We start from the raw sequence: 19,011 nt of genomic DNA, 5'->3' as shown, positions 1-19,011 counted from the left end.
CGGAATTCCATAGGCTATCACCTCGTCCGTCAGAACTCCTTGCGAAGTTCGATATGGAACACGCGCCCGCGCGCACTGTGCAGCTCACTGAAGAAGCCAAACTGCTCGTCTGCCAGAGGCGGGTCCTTATCGAACAGATTGTTGATCGCAAAGCGCAACCTGGTGCCGTCGAGTGGGGTATCGTTTTCGATCTTGTAGGCGATCGAGAAGTTTACCACGAACTGATCATCCACACGCCAGAAATTGCCGTTCGGATCGTCGGTTTCGATCAGGTCGTCTCGCGTTACGCTGGTATCCCAGACCTTGCCGACATAATTGCCGAACAGGCTGACATCGACCGGCCCGCTCTCCCAGTTGATCGAGCCACTGAAGCGCCATTTTGGGCGCCCTTCGATTTCCAGCAGCTGGCCGAGCCCACCGACTGTTACATCGGGCGGCAGAGTGCCCGCGGCAATGGCGTCGAGCAGTTCCCGGCTATCGGGTCCGGCCGACTGGACGAAACTGTCCAGTCGGGCGGCATTGAAGCGCAAGCGCAACTTGCCCAGGCCAAAATCCGGGACGCGATAAAACAGGCCAAAGTCCCAACCCTTGGAAACGCGGCTATCGAGGTTGAGATAGGGATCGAGAACCTGAATAATTGCGCCGGCCGGTGCCAGGCTGGTGCCCGTAAACAGCGCAATGGCATCGGCATCCGGCGCCTCGCGGATCACGTTGGGATTGGTGCTGCCGTTGAGGCGTCGCAGCAGGTCGAGCGCGATGGCGTTGTCATCGCCAAAAGTGCCGACCAGCCCGGTCTGTTTGACGCGCCAGTAATCGGCCGTCAGGATCAGGCCCGGAACAAACCCCGGTTCGAGCACGATACCCAAATTGATGCTTTCGCTATCCTCGGGAACGAGATTTTCGCTTCCCGAGCGGAAACTGATCGTACTCGCGCCGGGACAGGCTCCAATATTGGCGATGATGCCCTTCTCGACTTGCGCCTGACAGAACACGAAATCATCGCGGGTATTGACCCTGGTCGTGCCTTCGTCGTTCACCTGCACGAGGTTCGGTGCACGAAAGCCTTCCGACCATGCGCCCCGGAATGTGACACCGGGAATGGTGGTCCAGGATGCCGCCACGCGCGGCACCAGAGCGGATTCGTCTATGTCGGTGAAATGCTCGATGCGGCCTGCCATCTGCACATTGAATTCTTCCACCAGCGGAATATTCATGTCGGGGCTGACCAATGGCACGAACATTTCGGCAAACGCCGAATAGACTTCGCGATTACCATTGGTGTCAGGCGTCGGGCTGGTGCCGACCACATCGCTTCCGTTGAATTCCCCGGTCACGCTGTCGGTGAAGGTGATCGTGCCATCGAGCCGGGGATCGCGATCGTCGAAAAAGCTCTCGCGCCGCCATTCGATACCGGCGGCAACGCCCAGGTCACCGCCCGGAAGCGAAAGCAGGTCATCGCGGCTGACCTTGAAATCGGCCAGGGCCAGGCTGGTCCCGCCCTTGCGGAAAACATCGACCCTCATGGAATCAAGCACCGCTTCCGGATTTGGCGTGCAATCGCCTTCGCCGGGGTCATCAAGGCAGCCACCGTTGAACGGGTTGTATGCGTCCGGCGTGGTCCGGTTGATGGCCTGCTGCGCGAGCGTCAGCGACACGCGGTTGCGCGCAAGGTCGGTCAATCTCGCTTGCGAATAGAGGAAGCCGGTATCGAATTCCCAAGCGCCAAGGTTACCGCGCAGCCCCCCGAGGAGGCGGTAGGTATTCTTGTCGACCGATACGTCGCGGCTGCCGACATCCACGAAGCGATAGCGTTCCATGATCACGTCTGCGCCGCCGGCCGCAATGGTGGTTCCCGGCAGCCGGTTAGGGCTGCCGGCCGGACCGAAGGGATTCCAGTAGGCATCGCGCGAAATGCCCATGGGCACAGCGCCGAGAATGGCCGAAGCTTCGTTGTTTCGGCGGCTTTCCGACCGGTAGAAACTGCCTTCGAAATAAGCTTCGAGATTGTCGGTCAGATCATAATTGAGCAGCGCCATCGCGTTGTAGCGGCTCTTCTCGCTGATCAGGGTTCCGTCAAAATTCTGGTTGTAGCGAACGGCAGTCGTTGGCGTAGTGCCGTTGCGGGCGCAGATGCCATTGCCGAAGTCCAGCCGGCAGCCCGGGAAAGTGTCCGGTTGCAGGTAGAAATCATCATCCCCGATCGGCGTGCTGGTCCGCGAAGCCTGTATGTCGAACTGGCCGAACGGCCCGAAGGTGTTGCGATTATTGAACGAGGCATCGCCTTCGAAGTCGGTTCCTTCAACGAGCGGCAGGCGATTCTCGTCGGCTGCATAGGCGCGAGCCGATGTCGGCAGGCCGTTTTCATGGAAATAGCCGCCATAGACCGTGAGATTGCCGCGACCGCCCCCGAAATCGAATCCCAACCCCCCGCTGAGGCGATAGCTGTAGAGGCTCGTACCATCGGAAGCGCGCCAGTCGCCCTCGAGGAATCCTCCCCTCATATTGCCCTTGAGCACGGTGTTGATGACCCCTGCGACCGCGTCCGCGCCGTAAATGGCCGAAGCGCCATCGCGCAGGATTTCGATCCGGCGAATACTGCCCGGTGCGATTTCATTGGTGTCGGAGCTGACCACGGGCACCAGCAATTCAGTCTGGAAGCCGGGGTGCAAGGTCATGCGGCGGCCATTGATCAGCAACAGGGTATTGCCAGTACCAAGATCCCGCAGGTTGATCGATCCGACATCGCCGCGCGCGCTGTTCTGGGTTGTCGCGTTCTGCTCGTTGAAGGCAACCGTGCCCGCCTGCGGGATTGCGCGGAACAGTTCATCGCCCGATGAAGCACCGGTGTTTTCGATTGCCTCTTCGTCAAGCACAGTCACCGGCAGAACGTCATTGATCTTGGCGCCCTGAATCTGGGAGCCGGTGACGATAATCACCGGTTCGTCAGGCGGTGGAGGCGCAGCCTGCTGCGCGGCGGCTGCAGTGGCGGTGGCTGCCAGGCTCGAGCCCGACAGCAGTATGAGCTTGCTGATTTTTCCATTGTACATTGCTATTTCTCCCCTGAATCCTGTCTAAATATTGTATCAAACCATTTGGCGAAGAGCATTGGCCACTGGCTGATGACCTGGTCCGGCTCGCCCAGGCCCCAGCCATGACCGCCCTCGCTGAAAATATGCAGCTCAGCTGGAGCACCTTTGGCACGCAACGCCTCGAACAATGTGATCCCGTGCTCGGGCGGAGTGATCGGGTCGTCAGCAGCGGAAAAGATGATCGTCGGCGGCGCTTCGGCGCTCGCGTGGGTGTCGAGCGACCATTCCTTCTGCGCAGCCATGGATGGCTTTCGGCCAATGATTTCGCGCCGGGTACGGGTGTTGTCGAACGGCTCGCGCAGCGACACCACAGGGAAAAGCAGCACACTGAAATCGGGGCGCGAGCTGACCTTTTCGTATTGGTCTGCCCCTTGGTAGAAGGTCCTTTCAGGCTGCAAGGCAGTGAAGCCTGCAAGATGCCCGCCCGCGGAAAATCCCATGACCCCGATCCGGTCGGTGCGCAGGCCGAATTCCTTCGCCCGCGAGCGAATGATCTTCATGGCCCGCTGGGCATCGGCGAATGGAGCCCCCGCATCCCACCCGTCATTAGGTAGGCGGTAGATCAGTTCGAACACTGTAAAGCCGCGTTCCTGCAGCCACTGTGACGCCGGCGTACTTTCCTTCCACAACTGGATGCGGAAATAGCCGCCGCCGCCGCACACCAGTACAGCACTGCCATTGGGCCGCAGAGGCCGGTAAACGCGCATCCGCGGTACCGAGATGTTGGAAACCGCGCCATAGCCCGATCCAGGGCCCCCGACCTTTTCTGGCCCGGTGGGGCCACCCCTGCCCGGGGGGTGTCCCGGCCAAAGCGGGATTTCCTCCTGCTCCATGGCACGCAAAGGTGCCCATCCAGCAAGACCGGCGTATGACCCAATGACCGCAGCGGTCGAGATCAAGGCACGGCGCGAAATCACGCGTCTTGTACTGCCACTTTGGCGGCGAGCGCCTCGCTATGCGGGCCGGTTCGCTCGTGGCGTTCGATATCTTCCTCGGGCAGCGGCAGCGGGTTTCCGGCCATTGCGGCGGCGAGCCGCGTCCGGTCGAGTGCCCCCTCCCATCGGGCAACCACGATAGTAGCCACGGCATTACCGATGAAATTGGTGAGTGCGCGGCACTCGCTCATGAAGCGATCGATCCCGAGTATCAGTGCCATTCCGGCGACCGGAACCGAGGGAACCACGGACAGAGTGGCGGCGAGGATGACGAAGCCGGCGCCAGTCACGCCAGCGGCCCCCTTCGAACTGATCATTGCCACGAACACGAGAGCCAGTTGCTCGCTCCAGCTCAATTCCACGCCCACTGCCTGTGCAATGAACAGTGCAGCAAGTGTCATGTAGATATTGGTTCCATCGAGGTTGAAGGAATATCCGGTCGGGACAACCAGCCCCACCACGGTCTTGCGGCAGCCGGCGATCTCCATTTTTTCCATCAGGCTCGGCAGTGCCGCTTCGGAGGACGAGGTGCCAAGCACCAGCAGCAGCTCCTCGCGCAAGTACCGGATGAGCGAGAAGATCGAGAAACCAGCGAAGTAGCCGACCAATCCAAGCACCACGAGCACGAACAGCAACGAGGTAAGATAGAATGCGGCGATCAGCGTAGCGAGATTGGCGAGTGACCCGATGCCGAATTCACCGATCGTGAATGCGATGGCGCCAAAAGCGCCGATTGGCGCGAGTTTCATCAACATATGGACAAGCTTGAAGATAATCTCGCTGAGCGACCCGAGGACATCGAGCACGAGATCACTGTGCGGGCGTGTCATTGCAATGGCCACGCCCGCCAGGATTGCGACCAGCAGCACCTGGAGGATTTTTCCTTCCGTCATGGCACTGAACAGGGTCTCAGGTATGATATTGAGCAGGAATCCGGTGATGCTCTGCTCTTCGGCAGATTGGGTGTAACTGGTGACAGCGCCCGCATCGAGCGATGCCGGATCGATTCCGAGCCCCTCCCCGGGGCGTACAATATTGGCCACTGCCAGTCCGATGAAAAGCGCCAGGGTCGAGAAGAACAGGAAGTAGACGAAGGCCTTTCCGGCAACACTCCCGACCGAGTTTATGTCGCGCATCCCGGCGATCCCGGTAGCGACGGTCAGGAATATCACCGGTGCGATGATCATCTTGACCAGCTTGATGAAGCCATCGCCAAGCGGTTTCAGGGCAGCGCCGAATTCGGGAAACACATGACCGACGATTGCGCCCAGCAAGATTGCCGAGAGCACTTGAAAATAGAGTTGCCGGTAGATCGGTTTTCTCGGCGCGGGCCGATCCGGCTTTTGCGCGATGCTATCCTGCAACCCCATCAAACGATCCCCTCCACAGGCCAAGTTTGGCTCTGCCCAGGGAAAGGCTAGTCAGGTTTGCGAATACGACAAGTCCGGGCGCCGGATATATTTTCATATTCAAAATCAATGTATTGAAACGTGGTCCGAGTTATTTTGTGCGATATTCCGCACATTACCTTTGACTTCGGTGCGATATTTCGCACAAGCGCTTGAGGCAAGGAGGCGGTTTTGGGCCAGAGATTCGGTAGCTGGTATTTGCGGGGCATTGCCGGTGTGGCGATGATCCTCATAGCCCTGCTTGCCATGTTGGCCGTCGACCAAACGATGCGCACCTCGGCGCTGGCCGAAACCAAATCGGCTGCGGAAAGAAATTTGGCGATCCTTGCGGCGGGCCTGGATAGCAAATTGGAAAAGTTCAGCCTGGTGCCTCGCGTCCTCGCGGTCGACCCCGAGGTGCGAGCGCTGCTCGCAGGCGACCGGCGCCAGCGGGCCGTCCTAAATCGCCGACTTTCCGATCTTGCCGACCAGACCGGTGCATCTGCGATCTATCTTATGGACGCGAAAGGACTCACGCTGGCAGCAAGCAACTGGAGCCTGCCATCAAGTTTCGTCGGTTCGAACTATGGATTCCGGAATTATTTTTCCGAAGCGATCGCGCATGGTTCCGCGAGTGAATTTGCCTTGGGCACAGTAAGCCGCCGTCCCGGTCTCTACATCGCGCAGCGTGTTCAGTCGGGAGCGTCGACGCTTGGAGTGGTCGCGGTGAAGGTTGAATTCGATGTGACCGAGCAAAGCTGGCGTGGAGTGGAAGAGGGTGTATTCGTTACCGACGCCGATGGGGTTGTATTGATCACCAGCAACCCGGAATGGCGCTTTCGCACTACGCGTCCGGCAGCCATGGGGGTCCGTGATCCGGCGCAGGATGAATTGCGCTTCGGCAAATCATCGCTCGAACCAATGCTGCCTGCGGCGATACGGCGCGGACGCTCGCCGACTTCCCTGATCGAGATGAGCCAGCCGATCTCGCCGGAAGGATGGGAGTTGCACCTGATGGTCGATCCGGCGCCCAGCCTTGCCGCTGCGATTGCCAACGGACGCTTGCTGGTCCTGCTGGGATTGATATTGGCGGCTGGAGCCCTGGGTTTGCTGTTGTGGTGGCATGGCCGCCGCGAAGCGCAGGCGGAATCGCTTTTGGCGGAACGGACCGCAACACTGCGCGATCAGCTTTTGCAAGCCAACCGCCTGGCCACGCTGGGCCAGGTTACAGCCGGAATTGGGCATGAGATCAGGCAACCGGTTGCCGCGATGCGGGTCTTTGCCGAGAATGGGGCGCGTCTGCTTGAAAAGGGCCAAAACACCGCCGCCGCCGATAATTTCGTGAAGATCGTGGGGCTGACGGCCAGAATCGGGCAGATCACCGAAGAGTTGCTGCGTTTTAGCCGACGCGGGGCGCGAGAGCCACGGGAGATGCCACTCGCACAGGTGATCGACGGGGCGCTTCTGCTGTTGCGCGACAGGATCGAACGCCATGGTGCGACGGTGTCACGGCCGGATCCCCAGATGGCGCAAACCCTGGTTCAAGCAGAGCATGTCCGGTTGGAGCAAGTATTGGTAAACCTACTTCAGAACGCGCTGGATGCCTCCCCAGCCGGCAGCAGGATCGCGATCGAACTGGCGTCTGAGGGGGATTACTGCCTTCTTGCAGTCACAGATGAGGGGCACGGCATAAGTGACGAGGTGCGGGCAAACCTGTTCCAGCCTTTTGCGACGACGAAGGAAGAAGGCCTCGGCCTGGGGCTCGTCATCTCGCAAGACATCATGCGCAGCCTTGGCGGTGACCTCAGGGCCGAGAGCAGCAAGGCCGGCGCACGCTTCACCATGGTGATTCCACGGGCATGACCGAGTTGCCCCATCTCGATGTCGTGCTTGTCGAGGATGACCAATCACTGCTCGAAGCAACGGTGCAGGCGCTGAGCCTGGAGGGAGTACAAGTGCGGGCCTACAGCGATGCCGAAACTGCGCTGAAGTCCCTCACGAACGAATTTCCCGGGGTTGTGGTGAGTGATATACGCATGCCCAGGATGGACGGTCTCGAATTCTTCTCGCGCCTGCGCGAGGTGGACCCCGAATTGCCCGTTATTCTCACGACTGCGCATGGCGACGTGGAAATGGCGGTCGAGGCGATGAAGGACGGAGCCTCTGACTTCCTGACCAAGCCCTATTCCTCGGTCGAACTTGTCCGTTCAGTCAGGTCCGCTGCCGAAAAGAGGGCCCTGGTGCTTGAGAACCGACGCTTGCGCAGCGAACTCGGCGAACGATCCGATGCCTCGGTTCTTGGCTCGTCCGAGGCAGCGCAAAAGCTGAGATCCGTGATCGAAGCGGTGGCTCGCTCCGAAATCGATGTCCTCATTGAAGGGGCAGCTGGCACTGGCAAGAGTTTCACCGCGCGCCTGATCCACGATTCAAGCCCGCGCAGGGGCAGGCCATTCGTCACGATCGACGCGGGCATACTCGCACATGAGGATGCCGACCTTCTGCTGTTCGGCCGTGAGCCATCGGCAGGTCTTTCACGGACCGGTCTCTTGGAACGGGCAAACGGCGGGACCCTGTTTCTCGATGAGCTGCGCTTCGTTTCGGACCAGACCCATTCCCGGCTTTTGGCGATGATCGACAAACGCTCGGTGATCCCCATCGGGGCTGATCGGGCCCGCAAGCTCGACGTCCGGATTCTGCTCGCGAGAAATCCGGATGCCCAGGATCTGTCACCGCCGCAACTCCTCCAGCTTGAACAGCGCCTTGCAGCGGTGCGCATTACCCTGCCAACGCTCGCAGAACGACGTTCGGACATTGCCGAGTTATTCCGCCATTTCGTCCGGGTGCATGAGCGCGAACTCGAGAATGAAGCAGGCGGGATCAGCGAAGAAGAATGGCGCCACATCCAGACGCACGACTGGCCCGGAAACCTGCGCGAGTTGAGCGGTTATGCGCGGGCCTTCGTGCTTGGCCTGTCTTCGCTCGAACCGCGGCCTCTCCCGCTCTCGGGCCCACGCCCATTGCAGCAGATTGTGGCCGATTTCGAGCGCTCGCTGCTTGACGATGCGCTGCGCCGATGCGGTGGCAATGTCGCGCCTCTACAGGCAATGTTGCAGATCCCGCGCAAAACACTCTACGACAAACTGGCGCGCTATGACCTTAAGCCGCGGGATTACAGACAATAGCTGCGGCGGGCCGCTGGACGCTTTGCTCAGTGCGCGACAGAATGAGCAAGGCGAGTTTCCCTGCCAGGGTGCCGTCAGCCTGACGTTAACCGCTCACCACCTGGCGTAACTGCCCCTAATGTCGGCTGCAAACGGCGGGACGAAGTGATGGTTCGCATTGCTGGCAAGTGAATGTCACTGTGGCAATGCCATTTGCCCGCCACAGTTAATGCCGCTCGCCGATGACCCTGACGAACACCTCATCGAGGTGCCAGCGCCAGTGACGGAACCCTCGCATTCGGCTGATCCGCTGCCGCCTGATGTCGGCCGCGACCATCGGGCCAAACCGGTTCCACCAGAACCGAACCGTCTCGTGGCAAATGTCGATGCCCCGTTCGAACAGCAGGTCTTCGACGTATCGAAGCGACAGCGGATACCGCACGTAAAGCATCACGACCATGCGGATGACTTCGGGTGACGAGTTGAAATATCGGAACGGGCTTTTGGAAGAGATCATTCCGAAAGATTAGCAGCGCCCTGGCCGATCAGCTACTTTGCTCTGACAGTGGCTATGCGCGTTATGGCGCCGTAAGCCGGTTTTGTGTGCCTTTCAGCCCCCGGTCTGGAATCGGCCCCAGCGCCCGCGATCGGCCAGCACTTCGGCGGCGCAATTGTGCCCCGGTGCGCCGGTCACGCCGCCGCCCGGATGCGTGCCCGCCCCGCACATGTAGAGCCCCTTCACCGGCCCGCGATAGGCGCCGTGGCCCAGCACCGGGCGCGCCGACCACAGCTGGTCGAGGCTCATGTGACCGTGCATGATGTCACCGCCGACCAGCCCGAACTTGTCGAAAAGTCCCTTGGGACTGAGCACCTGCCGCCCCAGGATCGAGGCGCGAAAACCGGGCGCATGGCGCTCGACAGTGTCGATGATCGTGTCTGCCGCGGCGTCTTCTTCCGCGTCCCAGCACCGGCCATCAGGAAGCTCGGGCGCGAACTGCTGACAGAACAGGCTGGCGACATGCTGGCCCGGCGGGGCGAGGCTGTCATCGACCGTCGAGGGAATCAGCATCTCGACGATCGGCGCCTTCGACCAGCCGAACTGCTTCGCATCGAGGAAGGCGCGGTCCATGTAATCGAGCGTGGGGGCGAGAATGATGCCCGAACGGTGATGCTCGCCAGGTTCGGGCAGGCAGGTGAAGCGCGGCAGTTCGGAAAGCGCGACATTCATGCGGAAAGTCCCTCCGCCTGCCTTGAAGCCCCGCATGCGGCGGCGGAAATCCTCCGGCTGCGCGCTTTCGGGCACCATTTTGCCGTAGAGCAGCTTGGGCCCGACATTGGCGATCACGCGCTTCGCAGCAATCTCCTCGCCGCTTTCGAGCCTGACGCCGACCGCCTTGTCGCCATCGATCAAGACCTCTGCCACCGGCGCATCAAGGCTGATTTCGACGCCTGCATCATGGCACACCCTGGCCATGATCTGCGTGATCGTGCCCATGCCGCCCACGCAGTGACCCCATGCGCCCTTCTTGCCGTTCACCTCGCCAAAGACGTGGTGCAGCAGCACATAGGCGCTGCCCGGCGTATCGGGTGAGGCATAGTTGCCCACCACCGCATCGAAGCCGAATGCGGCCTTGACCGCCTCGCTCTCGAACCAGCTGTCAAGGAAGCTGCGCGCCGATTTGGTGAACAGGTCGAGCACGTCGCGCTTGGCTTCAAGCCCGAGGCGCGAAAGGCCCCAGCCCTGCGAAGCCCCGGCCATGAGCGTGCGCAGCCCTTCACCCACGTTGGGCGGCGATTTGAGCGCGAGGCTGCGCAGCACTTCGGCCACGCCTTCCAGCGCGTCGTAATATTGGGGGAGCACTGCGGCATCGTGCGCCGAGAACTTGCGGAATTCCTCCTGCGTGCGTTCGAGACCGCCGCCCAGCTTGAGATAGCCGCCATCCTCCTGCGGCAGGAAATTGGAGATCGGCCGTTCGATCACGCGGTAACCGTGATCGGCCAGCTTCATGTCGGCGATCACCCTGGGCTGGAGCAGGCTGACCGTGTAGCTCGCCACCGAATTGCGAAAGCCCGGGTGAAACTCCTCGGTCACCGCCGCGCCGCCCACCACATCGCGGCGTTCGAGAATGCGCACCTTGAGGCCAGCGCGCGCCAGATAGAAGGCGCAGACGAGGCCGTTGTGGCCGCCGCCGATGATTACGGCATCGTATTGGCTGCTCATGCGCGGCTCCATCCGTGGGCTGGTTGTTGCTCGAGCCGCGCCTCGGGGATCAATTCGCGGATGCGGCTACAGAAATGGCGCAGGCAGACTTCCTTTTCGCTCAGCGGACCCATGCTGAAGCTGCGCGATTCCATACCCTGCTGCACACGGTTGATCAGCGCTGTGTCCTCGGCATTGACCTGGCGGTTGATCCGCCAGTTGAGATAACGCGCCGCGCGCATTTCCCGGCGGTCATCCGGGAGGACGTAGGAAATCTCGCGGATCAGGCTGGTCGTGGGGCTGACGGGCAGCCACTGCATGAAATCGACCTGATCCGGGTAGATATCGAAGGCGACGTTGGGCCACAGCTTGAAATAGAGCCAATGGCGCTGCCGTTCAGGCGGCAGATGCTCCGTCGGGGGCAGCAGGCGCTGATACATGCGTTCGGACCAGTTGGCGCTGTCGCGGTCGATCATGTCTCCCCACATCCGGTCGACATGGCGCTGCGCCTCGATGCCATAACTCTTGCCGAACAGCCGCGTGAGGCCGGGGTGCGCGACAGGAATGTGCAGCCCGTCAGAATAATTGTCGCCGACGTTTTTCCAGTTGACCTCGCGCGGGCGCAGCGTGACGCGGCCCAACGCCTTGAGTTCGCCGAAGCGATAGGGCGCGACCATGGCTTCGTAAGGCGCCATCATTTCGGCCACCGAAGGCCCGCCATCGTTTTCGAGTCGCACGAACACAAAGCCGCGCCAGACCTCGATCTCGACCGGCGCGAGGCCTGCATTACCGCGATCGAGCGTGGGGTAGCTGGCGCTGTCGGGTACGCCGGAGAGCCGCCCGTCAAGCTCGTAGGTCCAGGCGTGATAGGGGCAGACCAGCTTCTTCGCGCAGCCTTGCGATCCGTCGACAATCCGCGATCCGCGATGGCGGCAGACATTGGTGAAAGCGCGAAGCTGGGTATCGTTGCCACGCACCACGATCACGCTTTCACCGCAGTAATCGAGCGTGTGCCAATCGCCAGCTGCGGGCACGTCACTCTCGTGGCAGACAACCTGCCAGCTCGGCCGGAAAACCCGATCAAGTTCCAATGCGAAGAACTCCTGATCGCGATAGGTCCATGCCGGCAGGCTCCAGCCCGCAAGCGCGTCCTGCTGCGGTGTTTCCCTGACCTGTGTTGCCATTGGCTCTTCCTTGCTATACGAACGTATAACAAGATGCAGACGAGCCATCAACCCGCATTTACGCGCGCCGATCCCGATGAACGGCGGCAAAGCCTGATCGAGGCGACCGCGCGCGTGCTGGCATCGAAGGGCGCGGCGGGCGTGTCGGTGCGGGCGATATGCGCCGAAGCCGGCGTGTCGCCCGGCCTGCTGCGTCATTACTTTTCAGGTGTTTCAGAGGCGATCGCCGAAACCTATCGGATGACCGGGCGCAATATAGAAGCGGCGCTGGCAGCGGCGGTGGTGAACGCCGGGCCCGATCCGCGCGCACGTCTGCTCGCCTATATCACCGCCAGCTTCCGCCCGCCGATCGCCGATCCGCAGCTGCTCGCTTCCTATATCGCCTTATGGAGCCTGTCGCGCAGCGACCCGCGGGTCGCGCGGGTGCGGGCCGAGGTTTACCGCGACTTTCGCAGCGGGCTCGAAGCGCTGATCGCCGAGCACAGGCCGGGTCTGGACGATGCGCGCTTGCCCGCGATTGCGCTGACCGCGCTGATCGACGGGCTGTGGCTCGAACTGTCGCTGGGGGATGCGCCGTTTACGCCTGAAGAGGCGGAAGCGCTGGCGGAACGCTGGCTCGACACCGTAACCGGCTGAACCTGTGATCTATCCGGCAGCTGGCACCCGGCTGCGGCGGGTCCACAGATAGAGCGGCACCCCGGCACCGGCGAGCACCAGGCTCCATCCGGTCGCCTCCAGCCCCGCGCCCCACAGCGTCCACAGCGCATAGGCGGCCCCAATCAGCGCGAACGCCCGGACAACCCGCATGCGCCATGCCGCCAGCGCGCAGAGCAGGTAGAGCCACAGCGTCGCGCTGGTCGAAAGCAGCAGCAGGAATTCATAGATCCCCTGCATCGAACGGCTGGCGGTGAAGACAAGAAAGAACGTCGCCACCGCGCTCGACAGCAGCAATGCGCGCACTGGCGCGCCGCGCGCATCGGTGGCCGCAAACCATGCCGGCAGGATGCCGCGTTCAGCCATGCTGCGCGGCAATTCGCCCTGCATCAGTACCCAGCCATTAACCGCACCGACGCAGCTGATGATCGCAAAGACGCTCACCACCTGCCCGGTGCCGCTGTTCCAATAAGTTTCGACAAATGTCGCGAGAGGCGCGGGCGAAGCGGAGGCAACCGCTTCGGGCAGCATCAGCGCCACGGCCGAGCAGACCAGCAGATAGATGAGCCCGGTCAGCGCCGTGCCCCACAGCGTCGCCCGCGGGACGTTGACCGTGGGGTTCTCGACCTGCCCGGCCGCTACGCTGGCGCATTCAAAGCCGAGCAGCGCGAACAGGGTCAGCGCCGCCGCGCCGCCCAGCTGGCCCGGGTTGATCTCGCTTGACTCGAAAGGCCGGATCTCGCCGCTTCCATCGCCCAGCACCAGCGCCGCCAGCACGATCACGCCCAGCAGCGGCAGAAGCTTGAGCGCCAGGGTGAGCATCTGGAAATTGCCCGCCGTGCGCACGCCCCGCAAGTTAACCAACGTCATGGTCCAGACCAAGACCATCGCGCAGAGCGCAGGCAGGAAGGCGGTTGCGCCGATCGCTGGCAGCAGGGACGAAAGATAGCTTACCCCCGCCATAGAGATAGAGGCCACAGCACTCCAGATCGACACAAGATAAAGCCAGGCAACCAGAAATGCCGGCAACTCGCCGAAAGCCTCGGTCACGAAACCTGTGGGATCGCGCGCCGCGGGAAGGGCGCGGGTCAGCGCGGCGAACACCCAGGCAAGCACCAGTGTGCCGGCAATGGTGATGATCCAGCCGAGCACCGCGTTCCACCCGTAGGGAGCGAGGCTGGCAGGCAGCAGGAACACGCCCGAACCGATCATATTGCCCATGATCAGGGCGATGGCAGCAAAAAGGCCGAGCTTGCGGCCCGGCCTTTCTGTTTGGTTGGACCTTTGCGTCACGAACTCAGAAGTCGAATCCGGCCTTGATGCCCACAGTTCTCGGCCTGATCGGGTAATCGTAGAACACCCCGCCGGTGCTGCTCGCCCCAAAAGGGTCGCCGCAAGTTGTTTCGAGGCACTGGACCGTACTGTCGAGAATGCCGTTGCTGTCGAACAGGTTGGTTGCGAACAGTTCGAACCGCAGATTGTCCTTCTTGACGCCAAAACTCAGATCTGCCGTGGTAAAAGCTCCGAACGTGCCCTTGAGGTCATTCTCGAAGGTCCGCAGGTCGCTGCGCCGGCTGCCAATGTGCGAAACTGCGCCTTGGAAATGCCCCTCCCAATCGCCCACGGGGAATTCATAGCGGGCAATGGCATTGCCCTTGAACTTGGCGGTGATCGGAAGCCGCGATCCAGTGGGCGCGAGCAGGGCATTTGTGCGCCCGTCGCCCGGATCGAACGTGCAATCGAAATCGGGGTTGGCAATGAGGCAGAAATCGCGCCGGATTGTCGCATCGTTATAGCTGCCGGCGAGCGTGAGGGTGAGCCCGCCCGAACGATAAGTCAGGTCGGATTCGATCCCGCGGATGCGGGCAATCCCGGCATTGCGGACTTCGGAAAGCCCGTTTTCGCCCAGGAACGACAGCTGGATATCGGTCCAGTCTTCCTGATAGATCGCGCCGTTGAAGGTCACGTCGCCAAATCGCGTCTTCCAGCCAAATTCGTAATTGTCGAGCGTGTCGGATTCGTACGGCGGCAATGTGCCGCGGCGGTTGATGCCGCCGGGGCGGAAGCCCTGCGACCAGGTGACATAGACCATCATGTCGGGATTGATCTTGTAGGTCGCATTGGCCTTGAAGATCGCGTCGGTATCCGCTGTCGTCTTGTCGAGGTTGGTGCAGGGCGATCCTTCGACCACGGCCGGACCAAAACAGGCGGCTTCGCCCGTTCGGCTGGAGAAATTGGCGTTGTAACCAAAGAACCCGACCAGCGAGTTGCGGTAACGATAGAGCCGTCCCCCGCCCGTCAGTGTCAGCTTTTCGGTGACATCGAAGCTCAATTCACCGAAGGCGGCATAGTCGCGGTCGGTGCGGTTCTGCTTGGTCAGCCAGATATTGCTGTCAGTGCCGGTGACGGTGAACAGATCGGTCAGATTCTCGATGATGTAGTTCTGCTCGATACCGTGGCGCTGGCGCTGTGCAAACACGCCGCCGATGAAGCGCACCGGAGCATCCTGCGGGCTGGAAATGCGCACTTCGGCGAAATTACGGCGATACCGATCGCTGCCCTGAATGAACTGGTTCGGGCTGATCAGATCGTAGTTATTGTCATAGAAATAGGCGCCATAGCCATAGAGCGCGTCATAGAAATAGGCGTAGTCCGAATAGTCGAATTCAACGTCGGTCTTGCGCCACAGTCTGCCCCCCGTTGCCACCAGGTCCCAGCTGCCGATCTTGCCCTCGATTGTCAGCGCCGCCTGCAGCCATTTGTCATCGCGGCGTTCCGGATTGTATTGAACGGTCTGCAGCTTGCCGGTGACCGCGCTCGAGCGTTCCTGCTGGCCACTGCCGTCGGCCTTCTGCTCCTGAGCAATTATCGTCGGGCGAACGGTCCAGCTCTCGTTGAGCTCGATCCCCAGCGCAAGGCGAGCGCCATAAGTTTCGACGTCGTTGTAATCCTCTTCGACCAATTCGGCATTGTCCTGAACGATGCCAGAAGTCGGGAAGGTTCGGCTGCCCGGGATATTGTCGATATAACCGCCTTCCTGGCGATACCAGCCGACCAGGCGCAGCGCCGCGCTGTCAGACAATTTGGCGTTGTAGAACCCTTCGGCGATGCCGCCGAATTCGCCGTGGGCGATGTTGTTTAGCTCGAAATCGGCTGCGCCATAGCTGCTCGAATAGTCGGGTTGATTGGTGACCATCTTGACCGTGCCGGCCATCGAGCTGGCGCCATAAAGTGTTCCCTGCGGGCCAGCCAATGCTTCGACCCGGGCAAGGTCATAGGCGTGAATATCGAGCGCGCCCTGAATGGTCGTGATCGGCATTTCATCGAGGTATATGCCTACGGTCGGCTGAGAGGTGGAGTGGTTGGCATTTTCGCCCGATGAAACACCGCGGAAGTAGACCTGCGTGACACCTTCCTTGGTCTTCTGGATGGTCACCGACGGCAGATACTTCACCACGTCCTGCAACTGACTCACCTGCAACTGGTCGAGCGTTTCGGTGCCGAGCGCGGTGATCGCCACCGGGACGTCCTGCAGGTCCTGCGAGCGCTTCTGCGCAGTGACGATGATGACATTGCTGTCGTCCGCGTCTTCTCCCTGCGCCATGGCAGGCGTGACGACGGCGAGCGAGCAGCCCGCCATCAGTGTTGCGGTCAAGGCGCGTACCCCGCCATTTTCAGGAATTCTCACTGAAACATCCCCTTTGAACTGTCCCCAGCGGCTTATCCGCCACAACTGGCGGCATTTGCCAAGTGAGTTGCTGCGCGTTGACCACGCAAATCGCGCGATGCGGATAAATTATTGCATATTTGCCACAATGGCCTGAGCCGGTGCAGCCCTAGCGCGCGTAGGTCTCGACCAGATCGCCCAATGCCTCGCGCAGCGGGCCGAGCCATTGATCGTAGGGCTGCCATTGCCCCACACCGTCGCGGTTGATCGGCCGGCGCACCTGCTCGGACGAAGCGGTGCGCACCGCCCGCGCATTGGTGTGAAAATCCATGCAGCTATCCTCGAAATCAAGGCCGAGATAGGTGAGCAGCGCACGCACTTCGGCTTCGGGATCGTCGAGCAGTCGCTCGTGAATCACGCGGTGGATGCGCCCCGGCAGGACCGCGCCATAATGGTCCATTGCCCGCACATAATCGCGGTAATAGCGCCCGATATGGTCGAGCGAATAGGAAAACCCCTGGCCCTTGGCGAAATGCTGGCGGAAATTGGAAAAGCAGCAATCGAGCGGGTGGCGCCGCGCGTCGATGATCTTGGCATTGGGCAGGATCAGGTGGATGAACCCGGCATAGCTCCAGTTGTTGGGCAGCTTGTCGATGTAGAAGGGCTTGCCGGACTTGCGCTGCACGCGCGTGCGCTCGAGAAATTCCGCCCCCAGTTCGGCGAACCGTTCGCGCGGCATGTCGGCCACGGCATCGGGCCAGTCGCGCATGTCGCCGCCGGCTTTGCGCGCCTCGCGCATCGCGATCGCAGGAACATCGGGCAGCTCCATCGTCCCTTCGACCTGCGAATGGCTGGAGAGGATCTGTTCGAGCAGCGTCGATCCGGCGCGCGGCAGGCCCAGGATGAAGACCGGATCGGGCGAGGGATCACCGACCCCGCGGTGCCCATCTAGAAATTGCGGGGTGAACCGCGCGATCATCTGGTCAACCTGCCGCGTGATCGCATCAGGATCGTATTCGAGCTCTTCGCTGCGCAGCGCGTTGCCCGCGGCAAAGTGGCGGAAGCTCGGTTCGGCTTGCTTCAAGTCGCCGTATGCCTTGCCCAGCGCAAAGTGCAGGTGCAGCCGGTCATGGTGCGAAGGCTCGCCCTCCAGCGCCGCTTCCATCGCCGCCACGTCCTCGCCCGTGAAGTGCACGGTCTTGAGATTAGCGAGGCTCCACCAGACCTCGCCCAGATCGGCCTGCACCGCCAGCGCGCGGCGATAGGCCATCACGCCTTCTTCCTGCCGCCCGACGGTCTTGAGCATATGGCCATAGCTCATCCACAGCTTGGCATGATCGGGGAAGGTTTCGACCAGCTCGGCATAGAGCGCCAACGCCTCGTTATAATCGCCGATCCGGCCCAGCGTTGCGGCCAGCAGATTGCGGTTGCCCGGATTGGCGGGATCGACCGCCAAGACTTCGTCGAGCACGCGCGCGGCCTCTTCATAACGGCTTTGCTTGTAAAGCACCGTCGCCAGATTGGCGCGCGCGGCGGTGAACGCGGGGGCCAGTTCGATCGCGCGGCGCAGCAGCGCTTCGGCATCGGGCAGGCGGCCGATCCGGGCGGCCAGTTCGGCCATCAACCGGATCGCCGCCGCATCGGTGGGCTGGGCGCTGAGCCGCTCGCGCAGCAAGGCCTCGGCCTGACTGAGCTCGCCCTCAAGCATGGCGGCGGCGATGGCGACCATTTGCGCATCATAAGCGGTGGCGCGGATCGCAGCCATTTCGGCCTCGCCCGCTTCCTCCTCGCGCGCCAGTTTGCGTAAAGCCCGCCCCATCAGGCGCCAGGCGGGGGCATTGCGCGGTTCGCGCGCCACCGCGCCGCGCAGACGTTCCAGCGCAGCGGCTGGATCGCTCTCGATCAGCCGGGCAATCGGTACTGGCTGCCCATGCTCCGCATGGCCGTGTGCGGATGAAGTTTCGACGTCCATGACCGGCTGCCTATCATGGCCGCCGGTGCAGTCAAATTCCCTTGGCAAATATCAGATCAGCCCGCGTGCCAGATAACGGTCGATCGGGGCGGCAGGTTCGCCCGTATAATGCGGACCTTGAGGAACCGCGCAATCGAGGAGTGGAATGCCGCACCCGCGGCCAATGGATGAATTGGAACGACGCCGCATTGCCGCACCCCGCGGCCGTTAACTTGACGATGCCCGCCACAGGTAGTGCCGCTCGCCGATGACCTTCACAAGGACCTCATCCAGATGCCAGCGCTATTGGGTGTAACCCTTCATTCGACTTACCCGCTGTCTGCGAATATCGGCCGCGACCATCGGGCCAAACCGGTTCCACCAGAACCGAACCGTCTCGTGGCAAATGTCGATCCCATGCTCGAAGAGCAGATCCTCGACGTTCCGCAGCGACAGCGGAAACCGCACATACAGCAGCACCGCGAGCCGAATGAACTCGGGCGAGGAGTTGAAATAGCGGAATGGACTGGCTGGTTTGCGTGGTCTGGGCATTAGAGCGCCCTACCCTGCCCCGTGCTTCTCGCCAATTAGTGCATTAGCTTTGACAGAACCAAAAAATGGCGCGGAACTGCGCCGTATTCGAGCCTAATTATCTAAGTATATCAGATACTTAGACCAGGTGGCGGTGCTGTCATCTGTGGATGGCCCCTGCGCAAGGGTTAAATTGATTTGATGGTTGGACCTGTCAGGGTGCGGTCATCTGTCCGGCCTGTTTGCGCGGC

General features: G+C 61.6%; 11 protein-coding genes and 2 pseudogenes. 3 read left to right on the top strand and 10 right to left on the bottom strand.

Going from position 1 to position 19,011, the window contains the following annotated elements:
• Window positions 1-29: 29 nt before the first annotated feature.
• From ACX2DJ_RS10730 to ACX2DJ_RS10720, 3 genes are all read right to left on the bottom strand, one after another.
• Window positions 30-3,047, bottom strand: a complete 3,018-nt coding sequence (locus ACX2DJ_RS10730) for a TonB-dependent receptor domain-containing protein (RefSeq protein ID WP_462572611.1) — start codon at window positions 3,045-3,047, stop codon at window positions 30-32.
• Between the two features lie 2 nt (window positions 3,048-3,049).
• Window positions 3,050-3,922: an alpha/beta hydrolase gene (locus ACX2DJ_RS10725; RefSeq protein ID WP_462572610.1), complete on the bottom strand. Its 873-nt coding sequence runs from the start codon at window positions 3,920-3,922 to the stop codon at window positions 3,050-3,052.
• An 80-nt stretch (window positions 3,923-4,002) separates the two neighbouring features.
• Window positions 4,003-5,394: a dicarboxylate/amino acid:cation symporter gene (locus ACX2DJ_RS10720; RefSeq protein WP_462572609.1), complete on the bottom strand. Its 1,392-nt coding sequence runs from the start codon at window positions 5,392-5,394 to the stop codon at window positions 4,003-4,005.
• A gap of 210 nt (window positions 5,395-5,604) precedes the next feature.
• On the opposite strand from ACX2DJ_RS10720, the gene ACX2DJ_RS10715 reads away from it, so the two are divergent.
• Window positions 5,605-7,275 (top strand): sensor histidine kinase, encoded by a 1,671-nt coding sequence (locus tag ACX2DJ_RS10715; RefSeq protein ID WP_462572608.1) that lies wholly within the window; start codon window positions 5,605-5,607, stop codon window positions 7,273-7,275.
• Entirely contained in the window at window positions 7,272-8,594 is a 1,323-nt protein-coding gene (locus ACX2DJ_RS10710) for a sigma-54-dependent transcriptional regulator (protein ID WP_462572606.1), read from the top strand. Before ACX2DJ_RS10715 ends, ACX2DJ_RS10710 begins: the two co-directional genes overlap by 4 nt.
• A gap of 208 nt (window positions 8,595-8,802) precedes the next feature.
• On the opposite strand, the pseudogene ACX2DJ_RS10705 reads toward ACX2DJ_RS10710, so the two are convergent.
• From ACX2DJ_RS10705 to ACX2DJ_RS10695, 3 genes and pseudogenes are all read right to left on the bottom strand, one after another.
• Window positions 8,803-9,090, bottom strand: a pseudogene (locus ACX2DJ_RS10705) (IS6 family transposase); the annotation flags it as partial.
• A gap of 93 nt (window positions 9,091-9,183) precedes the next feature.
• Window positions 9,184-10,794, bottom strand: coding sequence for a phytoene desaturase family protein (locus tag ACX2DJ_RS10700; RefSeq protein ID WP_462572605.1), 1,611 nt, complete (start codon window positions 10,792-10,794; stop codon window positions 9,184-9,186).
• Entirely contained in the window at window positions 10,791-11,957 is a 1,167-nt protein-coding gene (locus tag ACX2DJ_RS10695) for an aromatic ring-hydroxylating oxygenase subunit alpha (protein WP_462572604.1), read from the bottom strand. Before ACX2DJ_RS10695 ends, ACX2DJ_RS10700 begins: the two co-directional genes overlap by 4 nt.
• A 33-nt stretch (window positions 11,958-11,990) precedes the next feature.
• Between ACX2DJ_RS10695 and ACX2DJ_RS10690 the strand changes: the two genes are divergently transcribed.
• Window positions 11,991-12,593: a TetR family transcriptional regulator C-terminal domain-containing protein gene (locus ACX2DJ_RS10690; RefSeq protein ID WP_462572603.1), complete on the top strand. Its 603-nt coding sequence runs from the start codon at window positions 11,991-11,993 to the stop codon at window positions 12,591-12,593.
• A gap of 9 nt (window positions 12,594-12,602) precedes the next feature.
• Here ACX2DJ_RS10690 and ACX2DJ_RS10685 read toward each other — a convergent pair whose 3' ends face one another.
• The 4 genes and pseudogenes from ACX2DJ_RS10685 to ACX2DJ_RS10670 all read right to left on the bottom strand — a co-directional run.
• Window positions 12,603-13,904, bottom strand: coding sequence for an APC family permease (locus ACX2DJ_RS10685; RefSeq protein ID WP_462572602.1), 1,302 nt, complete (start codon window positions 13,902-13,904; stop codon window positions 12,603-12,605).
• Between the two features lie 4 nt (window positions 13,905-13,908).
• Window positions 13,909-16,299, bottom strand: a complete 2,391-nt coding sequence (locus tag ACX2DJ_RS10680) for a TonB-dependent receptor (protein WP_462572601.1) — start codon at window positions 16,297-16,299, stop codon at window positions 13,909-13,911.
• Between the two features lie 148 nt (window positions 16,300-16,447).
• The gene (locus ACX2DJ_RS10675) at window positions 16,448-18,250 is read right to left on the bottom strand and encodes a sulfotransferase family protein (protein WP_462572600.1); all 1,803 of its coding nucleotides are present in this window, start codon (window positions 18,248-18,250) and stop codon (window positions 16,448-16,450) included.
• A 219-nt stretch (window positions 18,251-18,469) separates the two neighbouring features.
• A pseudogene (locus ACX2DJ_RS10670) lies at window positions 18,470-18,781 on the bottom strand (IS6 family transposase); the annotation flags it as partial.
• Window positions 18,782-19,011: the final 230 nt, after the last annotated feature.

The organism is Altererythrobacter chaiwopuensis (genome assembly GCF_054957755.1).
This window is presented reverse-complemented; position numbering and strand designations above follow the sequence as displayed.

Coding starts and splice junctions, on each gene's coding strand:
- ACX2DJ_RS10730 (WP_462572611.1), bottom strand. CDS start 3,047: ATGTACAATGGAAAAATCAGCAAGCTCATACTGCTGTCGGGCTCGAGC.
- ACX2DJ_RS10725 (WP_462572610.1), bottom strand. CDS start 3,922: ATGGAGCAGGAGGAAATCCCGCTTTGGCCGGGACACCCCCCGGGCAGG.
- ACX2DJ_RS10720 (WP_462572609.1), bottom strand. CDS start 5,394: ATGGGGTTGCAGGATAGCATCGCGCAAAAGCCGGATCGGCCCGCGCCG.
- ACX2DJ_RS10710 (WP_462572606.1), top strand. CDS start 7,272: ATGACCGAGTTGCCCCATCTCGATGTCGTGCTTGTCGAGGATGACCAA.
- ACX2DJ_RS10700 (WP_462572605.1), bottom strand. CDS start 10,794: ATGAGCAGCCAATACGATGCCGTAATCATCGGCGGCGGCCACAACGGC.
- ACX2DJ_RS10695 (WP_462572604.1), bottom strand. CDS start 11,957: ATGGCAACACAGGTCAGGGAAACACCGCAGCAGGACGCGCTTGCGGGC.
- ACX2DJ_RS10690 (WP_462572603.1), top strand. CDS start 11,991: ATGCAGACGAGCCATCAACCCGCATTTACGCGCGCCGATCCCGATGAA.
- ACX2DJ_RS10675 (WP_462572600.1), bottom strand. CDS start 18,250: ATGGACGTCGAAACTTCATCCGCACACGGCCATGCGGAGCATGGGCAG.